Annotated in this window: 11 protein-coding genes; 3 read left to right on the forward strand and 8 right to left on the reverse strand. The window is 52.4% G+C overall.

The features are described from left to right. The first annotated feature begins 2 nt into the window (after positions 1 to 2). Positions 3 to 404: a cytochrome c oxidase subunit 4 gene (locus JTP09_RS00665; protein ID WP_204875898.1), complete on the forward strand. Its 402-nt coding sequence runs from the start codon at positions 3 to 5 to the stop codon at positions 402 to 404. A 1,080-nt stretch (positions 405 to 1,484) separates the two neighbouring features. On the opposite strand, the gene JTP09_RS00670 is transcribed toward JTP09_RS00665, so the two are convergent. The 4 genes from JTP09_RS00670 to JTP09_RS00685 are packed head-to-tail and all read right to left on the reverse strand — an operon-like array spanning position 1,485 to position 5,811. Beyond that, positions 1,485 to 3,176 carry a cytochrome bc complex cytochrome b subunit gene (locus tag JTP09_RS00670; protein ID WP_204875899.1) on the reverse strand — a complete coding sequence of 564 codons (1,692 nt, stop codon included), beginning with the start codon at positions 3,174 to 3,176 and terminating at the stop codon, positions 1,485 to 1,487. Positions 3,177 to 3,178: 2 nt separating this feature from the next. Then, positions 3,179 to 4,270, reverse strand: a complete 1,092-nt coding sequence (locus JTP09_RS00675) for a ubiquinol-cytochrome c reductase iron-sulfur subunit (protein ID WP_204875902.1) — start codon at positions 4,268 to 4,270, stop codon at positions 3,179 to 3,181. 51 nt (positions 4,271 to 4,321) lie between these two features. After that, positions 4,322 to 5,116 (reverse strand): c-type cytochrome, encoded by a 795-nt coding sequence (locus tag JTP09_RS00680; protein ID WP_204875903.1) that lies wholly within the window; start codon positions 5,114 to 5,116, stop codon positions 4,322 to 4,324. A gap of 56 nt (positions 5,117 to 5,172) precedes the next feature. Further along, the gene (locus JTP09_RS00685; RefSeq protein ID WP_204875904.1) at positions 5,173 to 5,811 is read right to left on the reverse strand and encodes a heme-copper oxidase subunit III; all 639 of its coding nucleotides are present in this window, start codon (positions 5,809 to 5,811) and stop codon (positions 5,173 to 5,175) included. A gap of 196 nt (positions 5,812 to 6,007) precedes the next feature. Between JTP09_RS00685 and trpD the strand changes: the two genes are divergently transcribed. Next, the gene (gene trpD, locus JTP09_RS00690; protein ID WP_204875908.1) at positions 6,008 to 7,054 is read left to right on the forward strand and encodes an anthranilate phosphoribosyltransferase; all 1,047 of its coding nucleotides are present in this window, start codon (positions 6,008 to 6,010) and stop codon (positions 7,052 to 7,054) included. Between the two features lie 59 nt (positions 7,055 to 7,113). Here trpD and JTP09_RS00695 read toward each other — a convergent pair whose 3' ends face one another. Next, a complete protein-coding gene (locus tag JTP09_RS00695; protein WP_204875910.1) occupies positions 7,114 to 7,464 on the reverse strand; it encodes a DUF3054 domain-containing protein in 351 nt (116 codons plus the stop codon). Between the two features lie 277 nt (positions 7,465 to 7,741). Between JTP09_RS00695 and JTP09_RS00700 the strand changes: the two genes are divergently transcribed. Further along, on the forward strand, positions 7,742 to 8,080 hold the full coding sequence (locus tag JTP09_RS00700; RefSeq protein ID WP_204875912.1) for an RNA polymerase-binding protein RbpA: 339 nt from the start codon (positions 7,742 to 7,744) through the stop codon (positions 8,078 to 8,080). An 86-nt stretch (positions 8,081 to 8,166) separates the two neighbouring features. Here the strand turns inward: JTP09_RS00700 and JTP09_RS00705 are convergent, their stop codons facing one another. From JTP09_RS00705 to JTP09_RS00715, 3 genes are all read right to left on the reverse strand, one after another. Beyond that, positions 8,167 to 8,904 (reverse strand): polyprenol monophosphomannose synthase, encoded by a 738-nt coding sequence (locus JTP09_RS00705; protein WP_204875915.1) that lies wholly within the window; start codon positions 8,902 to 8,904, stop codon positions 8,167 to 8,169. Positions 8,905 to 9,042: 138 nt separating this feature from the next. After that, on the reverse strand, positions 9,043 to 10,113 hold the full coding sequence (locus JTP09_RS00710) for an amidohydrolase family protein (RefSeq protein WP_204875917.1): 1,071 nt from the start codon (positions 10,111 to 10,113) through the stop codon (positions 9,043 to 9,045). Positions 10,114 to 10,131: 18 nt separating this feature from the next. After that, positions 10,132 to 12,975: an RNA helicase gene (locus tag JTP09_RS00715; RefSeq protein ID WP_204875922.1), complete on the reverse strand. Its 2,844-nt coding sequence runs from the start codon at positions 12,973 to 12,975 to the stop codon at positions 10,132 to 10,134. Positions 12,976 to 13,060 lie beyond the last annotated feature (85 nt).

Genomic DNA, 13,060 nt, shown 5'->3' on the forward strand with positions numbered 1-13,060 from the left:
GAATGAAACTTCTTTCGAATATCTTCGGCATCATCGGTGTTTTCTTGATTCCTGTAGGCGTTGTCTACGGCTTTATGACTGACTTCACTGAGTGGGCAGGTTTCCCTGCAATTCTGGCAACCGCAGTGATGTGTCTTTTCCTCTGGTGGTTCCTGAGCTTCACTGATAAGAAGCACCCGGACATGCCTTACGAGGATCTGGACGGAGAAATTGCTGACCAGGCTGGCGCTTACGGTTTCTACTCACCGTGGTCATGGTGGCCCTTGGTGATCGGTATCGTATGCACCATTGCAGTCGTTGGTTTGGCTGTTGCCTGGTGGGTACTTCTCCTGGCACTGCCCGTAGCAATCGCAGCTCTTGTAGGCTGGGTCTACGAATACAACCGCGGAGCGCACTCACACTAAAAGTGAAAGCGCCCTAGCATACTGACAGATGGTCGGTCTCAGAATTTTCTGAGACCGACCATTTTTTCTATATCTAGCGGTGAGCGCACGTTGCATGAGTGGGCTCAGCCCCGTACGAAAACTGTCACGAGTGAGGTGCCGTTTATAGAGGATGAGTTTTGTCTTACTCAATGAGTTCTACCAGCCCCAAGTGTGTTTCTCATAGCTCTACGCCACACCTACAAGACTGTAGCCGAGTACAGCCGTTCAGAGTGGGTGGATTTATTGACCCAACAGATGCTAGCCCTTGTACTGCTGAGAGGAGATATTTGACCTCACAGAGCCATAAGAAATACGTACGGAGCTTTGGTCGTCCCCACTGCGTCGCTGATGCAAAAAGTCTTTAGCGCTGAGGCCATTAATCTAGCAGGCAACAAAAAATCCGCGGCTCTCATTATCATCCGAGTTTTAGAGGTTGTCTCGACATGCTGGTAGTACTTCAGGAATTATCTCTCTAATACCGCAAAGGAGCCTCTAAACCATCAGCATGTCGGTGAGCAGCCTTCTTTAGTAAGAACTACCCCCAATGCCTTAGAAAGGTATATATAGAGGGGCGAGCATCTGCGGCAGAGCCAAGACGGTAAGAAGGCTTAGTTCTGTGCCTTATCGTAAGCTAACTGCCAAAAACATCCTTAGATCCCTTTTCTGCCGATGACAGGAGCTGAGCCTGAGACCGTTAGAAGCAGAACCCAAGAGGAGGGCTTCGCAGTGATTGCGGTGAATCTCTATAAGAAGCACGTTGGAGAAAATAACCCGCTAAAAAGCCTTAAAAATGTCTGCTAGCCGGCACTGGAACGTCCTCATACCCAGATACAGGTAAGGGGAAGGGCGGAAGAGCTACCCACCTTTGTGTGCTCATCTCAAACTCCCATGGCACCGGAAAATTCCTTCGGGCAGGGGAGTCTCTGGCTGTTTAGGAGACTTTCTTTGGAGTTACCCCAGCGCACTTTAGCTCCAGCCAGCATCCGCAAAATAGCGTTTCCGGTTAACAAAAGATGCCCCGCACATATTGTGCGGGGCATCTTTTATAGCCTGTGAACCTTAGTGGTTGGAGTGACCACCGAGGGTGCCGGTGGGCTTGGGACCAGCTTCAACGGCTTCATGGTCGTGATGACCATGACCGTGAGCAGCTTCAAGCTCAGCCGGGGTAACAGGTGCTACGCGATCTTCAAAGAAGAACTTAGAAACGCGTGCTCGGCTCTTCTCAGCGAGAGTAATCTTACCCTTAGCGTTAGGCTGAGCGGCAAGGTACTCGGGTGACTCGAAAGCTACGAGCTTGTAACGCTGGTATTCATCGAGGGGCTTGTGAACCTCAATGAACTCACCGTGGGGGAGCTGAACAACGTTACCGGTTTCAATACCGTGCAGTACCAGTTCGCGGTCCTTGCGCTGCAAGGAGAGACAGATACGGCGTACCAGGATGAAGGCGATGATAGGTCCAAAGAACCAGAGGAAACGCAGAACGTATGCAACATCGTTCAACGAAACGTGGAAGTGGGTTGCGATCAAGTCGGAGCTTGCCGCAATCATCATCACTGCGTAGTAGGTAACACCGGCTGCACCGGCAGCGGTACGGAAGGGAGCGTTACGGGGACGATCCAGAATGTTATGGACGCGGTTGTCCTTGGTAACCCAACGCTCGATCCAAGGCCAACCGAACAGGAACATCACGAGGATGCCTGCCAGCATGAAAGGCAAGAGAACTGCCAGTACAAAGGTACCGATGGGGGTGTCGATCAACCATGACCAGGGGAAAACACCGGGCCATAGACGCAGGGCGCCGTCACCGAAACCTACGTACCAGTCAGGCTGAGTACCTGCCTGAACGGGTGAGGGGTCGTAGGGACCGTAGTTCCAAATCGCGTTGATGGTAAAGGTCGCAGCAAGAAGCGCGATGATACCAAAGACGATGAAGAAGAAGCCGCCAGCCTTAGCAGCGTATACGGGACCTACAGGGAAGCCAACAACGTTCTCTTCGGTGCGACCGGGACCGGGGTACTGGGTGTGCTTGTGAACAATCACCATAAAGAGGTGGATTGCTACGAGCAGCAACAATAGGGCAGGAATAACCATAATGTGCAGTGAGTACAAACGGCTGATCAGCAGGGTTCCAGGGAACTCACCGCCGAAGAAGAACATTGACAGGTAAGTACCTACCAAAGGAATAGCCTTCATGATACCGTCAACGATGCGCAGACCGTTACCGGAGAGAACATCGTCAGGCAGTGAGTAACCGGTGAAGCCAGCAAAGATACCGAGCAACCACAGACCGCAGCCTACGAGCCAGTTAAGCTCGCGGGGGCGACGGAAAGCACCGGTGAAGAACACGCGGAGCATGTGGATGGTCAAAGCAGTCATGAAGAGCAGTGCTGCCCAGTGGTGAATCTGACGCAGCAGAAGACCACCGCGGATATCAAAAGAGATATCCAAAGCAGATGCGTAAGCTGCAGACATATGAACACCCTTAAGCGGCAGGTAGGTGCCGTCATAAGTTACAGATGCCATTGAGGGGTTGAACCAGAAGGTCAGGAAAGTACCCGAGATAATCAGGATAACCAGGCTGTAGAGTGCAACTTCACCGAACATGAATGACCAGTGATCGGGGAAGATCTTACGACCGAATTCACGAACGATGCCTGACAGACCCACGCGGGTATCAACAAAGTTAGCGATCTTACCGGTAGCAGTTTTCGCCTGGTAGTTATTCTCAGTTTCAACGATATGCTGAGCCATGATTAAGCTTCACCTGCCATTTCTTTCACGTGCTTGCCACGCTCCCAGTAACCGGGACCAACAGGCTCGTGGAAGTCACTCTGAGCAACCAGGTAACCTTCTTCATCCACAGTGATGGGAAGCTGGGGCAACGGGTGTGCAGCCGGTCCGAAGATAACTTCACACTCGTTAGCGGCGTCAAAGGTTGACTGGTGACAGGGGCACAGCAGGTGGTGGGTGCGCTGCTCGTACAGAGCGATGGGGCAGCCCACGTGGGTGCAAACCTTGGAGAAAGCCAAGATGCCGTCTACGTTCCAGTCTTTACGATCCTCAGAGATATTGAGCTCGTCAGGATCGATACGCATCAGAAGAACTACGGCCTTAGCCTTTTCTTCGATATAACCGGTCTCGTGAGTCAATGACTGAAGGTTCTCAGGTAGCACGTGGTAAGCAGAACCGATGGTGACATCAGCAGCCTTGATCGGGGTACCTGAGGGGTCGCGAACCAAACGAACGCCCTGATCCCACAGGGTGTGCTTGAGCACCGAGGGATCAGCCGGACCGAGGTCACGGAAGAGGGTGACGAAGGTCAGCGGAGCAAGAATGATTGAACCAATCAGGGTGTTACGCAACAAGGGGCGACGTTTGATGCCTGACTCGTCCAAGATGGTTTCCATGATTTCCTGTGCTTCTGCACGGGATTCTTCAGAAGAAACGGGGTGGCGCATTTCGACCATTTCGTGGTCGGGCATAAGAGCGCGTGCCCAGTGAACGATACCAATACCAATGCCGAACATTGATAGAGCGATACCGAGACCCAGGAACAGGTTCTGCAGGCGCAGAGCGTTGTTCGCTGCGGGGTTGGTGACATCGTAGAAGTTTCCTTCTGCGCGAATGCCAAAATAAGCAAACCAGAAAAGGAGTGCACCAAGAATCGAAACTACGAAGAGAAGTGAGACCTGGCGTTCTGCTTTTTTGTTCTGCTTAGGATCGACGTCGGTGAGACGCGGGGAGTGCGGAGGAAGTCCCGGATCATGGAACTTCTCCTTACTTGCCTCGTTAGAGGTAACTACGGCTGAGGTGTTAACCTGTTCGCCGTCACGATGGTTTCCCATGTGATGCCTCAATCTTCCTAGAACTATTTCAAATAATGTGTGTGCGATTCATTAGGCTGCACGCGAGGTGAGCCAAATGGTGAAAGCAATAACGATGCCAAGACCCAAGGTCCAGATCAACAAGCCTTCAGAAACGGGACCGAGTGAACCGAGTTTAAAGCCACCGGGTGAAGCGTTAACTTCCTGGGACTTCAAGTAGGTGATAACGTCACGCTTCTCTTCGGGGGTGATGTTTGCATCGTTGAAGACAGGCATGTTCTGAGGACCGGTCTCCATCGCTTCGTAGATGTGTTTTTCTGAAACGCCCATCAAAGTGGGTGCCCACTTACCTCGGGTCAAAGCACCACCAACGCCAGCAGCGTTGTGGCACATTGCGCAGTTAGCCAAGAATACCTTGGCGCCATTTGCAGCATCGCCCTTTGAAACATCAAGGTACTCTGCTTCGGGAATGGTGGGACCGGCGCCCAATGAAGCTACGTAAGCTGAAAGCTGACGAGTCTGTTCATCGTTGAACTGCGCAGGTTTAAGCTGTGCCTGGGTGCCCTGCATCTGCATGGGCATACGACCAGTACCTACCTGGAAGTCAACTGCAGCTGCACCCACACCTACGAGGGAGGGGCCATCTGCAGAGCCTTCGGCGTTCATACCGTGGCAGGTTGCACAGTTTGAAACGAAGAGTTTTTCACCTTCGGTTACGTCCTGCTCGCTGTATGCGGTGCTAACAGCAGCCTGCGCCTGGTTGGTTGCGGATGCCACTGCGTAGAGGCCGCCGGTAAGGAGCAGAGCGATTGCAAGCAACACAACAGCAGCCAGCGGATGGCGACGCTTTTGAGAAAGTGCCTTCACGTTGATTTCCTTTAGTGTGTGCTAAATATGCTGAGTTTAAAGTTTCACTTCAAGGTTTACTTCAAGAAGTAAACGATGTAGAACAGGACAATCCAGATCACATCAACGAAGTGCCAGTAGTAAGAAACAACAATTGCTGAAGTTGCTTCGTAGTGCCCAAAACGCTTAGCGACGTAAGCGCGTCCAATAATGAACAAGAAGGCCACAAGACCACCGGTCACGTGAAGTGCGTGGAAGCCAGTGGTGATATAGAAGGCTGAGCCGTATGCGCTAGAAGCGATGGTCATGCCTTCTGACACGAGGTTTGAGTATTCATAAGCCTGAACTGAAACAAAGAAAGCACCCATGAGGAAGGTCAACAAGAACCACTCAATCATGCCCCACTCTTTGAAGTTAAAGAGTGAGCCGGTGCGGCGAGGTTTCAGCTGCTCAGCTTTAAAGACACCAAACTGGCAGGTAACCGAACTCAAAACGAGCACGATAGTGTTACCGAGCGCCAGCGGAACCTCGAGGTGATGCACGTTTTCTGCCCAAATGTCTGGGCGTGCAGCACGGAGCGTAAAGTACATTGCGAATAGTCCGGCAAAGAACATGAGCTCAGAAGCCAACCAAACAACGGTGCCTACTGATACAGCGTTGGGTCGGTTCAGAGTCGCATGTGCGGACTTACTGGGTGTATGGGTTGCAGTTGTCACATAGACATTATGTCTGTAAAACTCTCTCAGAACCAACAGGTTAGAGATTTGACAGGGGGGTGTGTTGCATCTGAACCCTTATTTTTCGCGGTTTTTGGTGCTTTTGTGACATTTACTTTACTCATCAGAGGATGGAGCGAAGAAACAATCTACGTGAAGGTGAAGACGTGGGGGAGTGAGGCATACAATTTGGGATATGACTTATCACGCTGAACACTCCTGGACGATGATCCTTGCTGACCTCGTTGCACGTAAAGATCTCACACCACAACAAATTGACTGGGCAATGAATGAAATCATGACCGGTCAGACATCTGAGGCAATCATCGGTGCTTTCCTAGTCGCCCTCCACGTCAAAGGTGAGACCCCTGATGAACTCAACGCCTTGGCTCAGGGCATGCTTGATAAGGCTGAACCCATTGAGGTCACACAAAACGCCGTTGACATTGTTGGAACCGGTGGCGATCTTCAAAATACGGTGAATATCTCAACGATGGCTTCACTTGTCATCGCTGGCGCAGGTATTCCCGTCATTAAACACGGTAACCGTTCTTCAACCTCGTCCTCAGGTTCAGCTGATGTGCTGGAGGTTCTTGGCGTTAATTTGGCTCTCCCCATCCAGCAGGTAGCCGAGGCAGTCAATAAAACCGGCATCACCTTCCTCTTTGCACAGGTATTCCATCCCTCTATGAAATTTGTGGCTCCCGTTCGCCGAAGCCTCGGCGTTCCCACCGCCTTCAACTACCTTGGCCCCATGACCAATCCTGCACGCGTCCGCGCATCCGCCATCGGTGTTGCTGATGCAAAAATGGCAGAAAAAATCGCTCAGGTCTTCGCATCCCGCGGCGACCACGCCCTTGTTTTCCGTGGCTCTGATGGTCTCGACGAAATTACTATCACGGGGGAGTCACAAGTCTGGGAGACCAGGGACGGCTCATACGTTGAGCACATTATTCGTCCGACTGATTTCGGTTTTGAAGAAGGCAGTCTGGATGATTTACGCGGGGGAGATGCAAAGCATAACGCTCAGGTTGTGATTGATACTTTATCTGGAAAGCAAGGTGCTATTCGCACCGCGGTTGTACTCAACGCTGCCTCCGCCATTGTCGCTTTTGAGCCTCAGGGCTCATCAACAGATTTCAAGGACCGCTTCGCACAGGCGATTGCTCGGGCAGAAGAATCAATCGACTCAGGTGCTGCACACAGAGTGCTAGATCAGTGGGTGGCATATACCAACCAGTAAGTACAAGTACCACACAGAAAACCCTCAACTCTTTGATAGAGAGTTGAGGGTTTTTCATTTTAGGAGTGCTCGATACTCAACAGCTTATAGGTGATAAAGCGAGAGGTGCCTAAGATGATACCCGTAAAGATCAGGGCGACCGCCCAGAAAGAGGCTGCGAATCCGCCACCTAAAAGTATTCGTAAAGCCATGCCAAGATTCGCGACAATAAGCCACTGCGCCAACCATGCAGGTAGCCAGCGGTGGAACAGGAAGAATCCCGCCAGAGCTGCCACCATAAAAGGTAATGCTGTTTCAAAAATTCCCAGTAGGTTGAGACCGTGGGAGGCGCGCCCGATAACTGCAAAGATCAATATTGCTAGTAGATCCATCCCAAGGACAATGAGCTTGTGTGGCGTTGAAAGGTTCATACAGGAACTCTAACCTGTCAACAGTTGACTCACCAGTTGATCGACGCACTAGGTAGGGCAACTGAGGAACGATGGTAGGCAAGATAGGGTAGTACTTTTAGAACTACTTTACATAATATAGATTATCGGCTTTCTATACCCGTTGACTTCACGTCCCTAAACAGTGATTTGCACACCCCGTTATAATGGAATGTTAGTAGTACGTTATGTGTTTAGTCAGTGAACTAAACAGTTGAGATCTTTAGAGTCTAGAGAGCCTCTTGAGGAAAGGAACACGATGAGCGATCGCAGCTTGCGCGGTATGCGCCTCGGTGCACAGTCCATGGAAACCGAAGCTGGTGTTGAACCGGCACCCCGCCAGCGCGTTGAGTACCGTACCCCCGATGGTGAACGTGTTTTTGTGACCTTTGCACAAGAAGCCGAAATCCCCGCGACGTGGATGGCTAAATCAGGTAAAGAAGCGTACCTGGTCAATGGTGATTCCACTCAGGAAGAAACCGCTGAAAAGCCCGTCCGTACCCACTGGGATATGCTCATGGAACGTCGTTCTATGGAAGAGCTTGAAGAAACCCTCCAGAAGCGTCTTGAGGTTTACCGCGAGCGTCATTCCCTCTAGAGCTAACTACCCTCTGAGGCACTTTTCTGCTGAAAAAGGGCGATTTCTTAGTGGAAATCGCCCTTTTTCAGTACTTATGCAGTGCTTTATGTGCGCTTGAGCAACTTTTTGAGACCGTGTACTCGTGCAGAAAGACCCCACTGGGTTACTTTCGCCATCGAGTCGAAGATGATACTGCCGTCCATCTTGGAATCGCCGATTTCACGTTCCACAAAGGTGATCGGAACTTCGACAATTCGTAAGCCAGCCTGCTCGGAACGCCATGCGAGATCTACCTGAAAAACATAACCCTTTGAATCAATACCTTCAAGGTTTAGCTTAGCAAGGGCTTCTTTAGTGTAAGCGCGGTAGCCAGCGGTAATGTCTTTGATACCTGTGCCCAGAATCAGGCGGGTGTAAAGGTTAGCTCCGCGTGAAAGAATCTGGCGGTGAACAGGCCAGTTTTTGGTTTTGCCACCCGGTACGTAGCGTGAACCGATAGCCAGCTCAGCCCCGCACTCGATGGCTTCAAGCAATAGCGGAAGCTGCTCGGGCTGGTGGGAGCAGTCTGCATCCATTTCAACTAGGACATCGTAGCCGTGCTCTAAGCCCCACTCAAAACCTGCCAGGTAAGCGCCGCCCAAGCCGTCTTTGACGGTACGATGCAGGACGTTAATCGCCGAGTCGTCTGCTGCCATAGCGTCAGCGAGATCTCCGGTGCCGTCGGGGCTGCTATCATCGACCACAAGGATGTCACTGTGAGGAACGGCTGCGCGCAAACGAGCTACAACAACCGGCAGGTTGTCTTTCTCGTTGTAGGTGGGAATAACCGTGAGAACTCGCATGTGCATTTACTCCTTGTGCGCTGGGCCGATTGCGCGAAGACGTGTAGACCAACTACCAGTATAAGGCACCGAGTTCCCTGCTATAAATTTGGGTGCAGCTCCCCCACCCATTCTGTAGGTGAGAAAGGGGTACATCAACTAGAGGGCAAAAACTTCTTGACCGCGAACTACAGTTACGTGGCATCGAGGAAAAACAATGCCATCGAGTTCAGGAAGCATAGGAGTTCTAGCCCGTGGATCAGTGCTCCACGCAGCTACCCTATCGTCAGCTGTTTGCACCATAAGTGCAGGTGCCTCCCACACTGCAAAGTCAGCGTTACCACCGGGTACTAGTTGCCCCTGGGTGGGTTCGGCAAAGCCGAGAGCACGCCAGTTACCGCGGGTCATCGCGTTGAAGGCAGCGCGGGCTGAAATATTGTGGGAGGCGTCCGCCCGATGGATAGCGTCGCTGACCAGCTGCCAGCCCCAGCGTCTATTCGTGCCCTCAGGATCAGAACCTATAAAGGTTGAGATTCCAGCGGTGATACTGCGAACTAGACTATTCTTGCTATCTTCCAAGGAGGAGTTAAAGCCCAGGCTAAGGTTGAGTTTTTCGCAGACGGCGAGCTGTTCATCAGTAACTACTGATACCCCGTCCAGCCTGAAGCCGGCGCGCAGGCGTCTCAATGGGCTGTGAGCGTCCACCGCCCTGATAATTTCAAGTGCAGCATCCACCTGGCGGGTGTTGCTGGTAGCTAGAGAAACTTTTACCCCTGCATCAATTGCCAGGTTAACCAGTTCACCGGCGTTCTCTTGTAGCGGGTCACAGTACACACCGTAAGCTGCAGTCAAAGACTCCGGGCTTACATCTTCTGAGTGCTCAATGATTGCATAGGGAAAAATCCGCAACGCTAGCTCTGAAGCCGAAAAATCGGGCACAAGGTTCAGGGGAGCAAAAACGGTAGCAGCAACGTACCCCTGGGCAACCAGCTGCTCTCCAAGCTCCTGTAGGTGAGCTGTGGAATCTACCCTTACTCCCCCAGCAACAAAGCCCGGAGTCACCAATAAACCGTCAAGACCAGTCTGCTTCATGCTGTCATCGGCTATTGACGTAGCACCAGCGTCTGACCCCACCCATTCCACTTTCTCGCCGTTAGTCAGCATTGCGCTGGCAAAAGGATCAGCAGGGCTGTAGACACTGCCATCTCGCAAAAGGTACACTGCATTCACGAATAACTCCAAACTTCTTTACATCTGATCGGCGACAACGCCGCGCTTGATGAGACCTATACTTGCTTCGCAGAGGGTTCTCAGATGGGGATCCTGCTGAGAAACATGCGCAATCTGATCCAGCGAATCAATAACCTGTTTGATCCAGCGCACAAAATCACCAGCAGCCAAATCAGTGCCCTCCAAAGCCTTAGAGAGGGAATCCCCGCGTGCCCACTTATATACCGGCCACACCATCCCGAGATCAGGCGCAGGGGTCTGCGGTAGCTTGAACCGCTGCTCAGCATCATTAAGCTTGCTCCACTGCGTAATGAGAGTGGTAATGGATGATTCGATGTCAGGACGCGGGTAACGACTGAGCAAACCACCGTCATCTCGTTTGCCCTGATAGACCACCGCAGAAACAACGGCAGCCGCTGACGCTGAGTCTAGCGCGTCCATAAAGCCTTTTTCGAGGCACAGTGAGGTCAGGAGATCCTTTTCACCGTAGATACGACGCAGGCTTCTGCCTTGAGGAGTGAGCGAAACAGACCCGTCTTCACCCTGCTCTACATAACCATAGGATGCCAGCAGATCCGTAATGCGGTTAAAGACCTGCGAGATGGTATTAGTACGGCGGGAAATCTGCCGACGCAGACCATCCGTCTCGCGGTCCAGCTTCCACCAGCGCTCAGCCCAGCGTGCGTGGTCCTCACGCTCAGAGCAGCCGTGACAGGGATGCTGACGCAGAGCCTGGCGCATCTGCTCAAGTTTCGCGTAATCAGGAGATTCTTTATGATCGAACCAGGTGTTCTGCGCTCGCTCACGCGGAGGAATGTTCTTGTAGAGCGCCTTACGCATACGAGAAGCCATATCGCGACGTTCCTTGGGGGTTTTACCCTGCCATTTTTTGGGTACCTTGATTTTAGAAACAGGCACAATCGGTCCCACCAAATCGCGCACATCAAGGCGACGGATGTGGGCGTCAATCGTCAAGATGGACGGGCGGGGGTCATCATTCGACTCGGCACGGGTTAGTACTACTGCCTCTCCCCTGTTTTTACCGCGGGGAATTTCGATGACATCTCCGGGCACTAGCTGCTGCAAAGAAGCAATGGACTGCGATAATGAGAGCTTTTTGCGGCTTTTTTCCACTGATTTTTCAAGTTCTTTAATATCCCTGCGAAGACGCGCGTACTCGGTAAAATCGCCCAGATGGCATTCCATGGACGCAGTATACCCTTCAAGAGCACGCTCGTTTTTACGCACACGCTGGGCGATGCCCACCACTGACTTATCAGCTTGAAACTGGGCGAAAGAGGATTCTAGGATTTTACGGGTACGCTCGGCCCCAAACTGTGCGATGAGGTTCGCGCTCATGTTGTAGGTGGGACGGAAGGAAGAGTTCAGCGGGTATGTACGGCGCGAAGCTAAACCTGCAACCTGTTCAGCCTGCATACCGGGGCGCCACATCACCACCGCGTGCCCCTCGACATCAATGCCGCGGCGTCCCGCGCGTCCTGTCAGCTGAGTGTACTCACCGGGGGTAATGTCCACATGGTTTTCGCCATTAAACTTGGTGAGCTTCTCAAGCACCACGGAACGGGCGGGCATGTTAATACCCAGCGCCAGAGTCTCCGTTGCAAAAACCACCTTAATGAGACCCTCAGAGAAAAGAGTCTCAACAATTTCCTTGAAAACAGGGAGCAAACCGGCGTGGTGAGCAGCTACACCGCGAGTGAGCCCCTCACGCCATTCGTAGAATCCCAGCACCTTGAGATCTCGGACGTCCAAGGACGCGGTCGCCTCAGCAATGTAGGCGCGGATGGTTTGCGCTTGGGCTTCAGTAGTCAGCCGAATATCAGCGTCGATGCACTGCGATACTGCGCCATCACACCCAGCACGAGAGAATATAAAGCAAATAGCCGGTAGCAGACCGTTCGCGTCGAGTGTTTCAATCATTGCCGGACGCGAAATACGAGCTGGCATAGACGGCGGCGAAGAAAAACCGCTTACCGACGTATTGAGAGCTGCACCCCGACGGTCTCTGGGACCACGGCGACGACCGCGCTGATGGGGCGCTCGCGGACGAGCGCGTGAGGGCCGCCCTCTATGGGTACGCATCTTAAGTAGCTCGGGGTTAACCGCAGGTGCATCATCAGACTTATTGCTGAGAGCATCAGCCGCTTCTCCTACGGTGGTTTCTTCAGCGAAGAGGTCCACCAGGCGCTTACCAGCCAACACGTGCTGCCACAGGGGCACTGGGCGGTGTTCAGAGACAATAACATCGGTGCTACCACGCACGGTATCAAGCCAGGCACCGAACTCCTCAACGTTCGATACTGTCGCCGAGAGAGAAATGATAGAGATGTGCTCTGGCAGGTGAATAATTACTTCTTCCCACACTGCCCCGCGAAAGCGGTCAGCCAGGTAATGAACCTCATCCATAACCACAAAAGCGAGGTTATTCAGGGTTGAAGAGTCTGCATAAAGCATATTACGCAGAACTTCGGTGGTCATGACCACCACCGGCGCCTCAGAATTAATGGAGGTGTCACCGGTCAGTAGACCCACGGCATCTTCGCCGTACTGCTCTACCAGGTCATTGTATTTCTGATTGCTCAGCGCCTTGATGGGGGTAGTATAAAAAGCCTTTTTTCCCTGGGTAAGGGCGCAGTGAATAGCGAATTCACCCACGATGGTTTTGCCCGCACCGGTGGGGGCAGCTACCAGCACCCCGCGTCCTGCTTCAACGCTGCGGCAGGCCTCTTTCTGAAAAGTATCAAGCTCAAAACCCAACTGGGATTCAAAAATGCCGAGCTGCGTTTTAGAATGGGCAGCTCGTTCTTTAGCGTGACGGTAGCGTTCTGCATAGATAGACATATATCTAATCCTACGGCAGGGAGATCAGTACCCTCCACCGACTTGTGCTCTCAGCGGATAAGCCCAGCACATCGTCATCGGTGGC

This window comes from Rothia sp. ZJ1223, assembly GCF_016900985.1.
Lineage (GTDB): Bacteria > Actinomycetota > Actinomycetes > Actinomycetales > Micrococcaceae > Rothia.

Excerpts from the sequence above, each read along its gene's own strand:
- JTP09_RS00705 (WP_204875915.1), bottom strand. The coding sequence starts at position 8,904 with ATGCGAGTTCTCACGGTTATTCCCACCTACAACGAGAAAGACAACCTG.
- JTP09_RS00695 (WP_204875910.1), bottom strand. The coding sequence starts at position 7,464 with ATGAACCTTTCAACGCCACACAAGCTCATTGTCCTTGGGATGGATCTA.
- JTP09_RS00665 (WP_204875898.1), top strand. The coding sequence starts at position 3 with ATGAAACTTCTTTCGAATATCTTCGGCATCATCGGTGTTTTCTTGATT.
- JTP09_RS00715 (WP_204875922.1), bottom strand. The coding sequence starts at position 12,975 with ATGTCTATCTATGCAGAACGCTACCGTCACGCTAAAGAACGAGCTGCC.
- trpD (WP_204875908.1), top strand. The coding sequence starts at position 6,008 with ATGACTTATCACGCTGAACACTCCTGGACGATGATCCTTGCTGACCTC.
- JTP09_RS00675 (WP_204875902.1), bottom strand. The coding sequence starts at position 4,270 with ATGGGAAACCATCGTGACGGCGAACAGGTTAACACCTCAGCCGTAGTT.
- JTP09_RS00670 (WP_204875899.1), bottom strand. The coding sequence starts at position 3,176 with ATGGCTCAGCATATCGTTGAAACTGAGAATAACTACCAGGCGAAAACT.
- JTP09_RS00700 (WP_204875912.1), top strand. The coding sequence starts at position 7,742 with ATGAGCGATCGCAGCTTGCGCGGTATGCGCCTCGGTGCACAGTCCATG.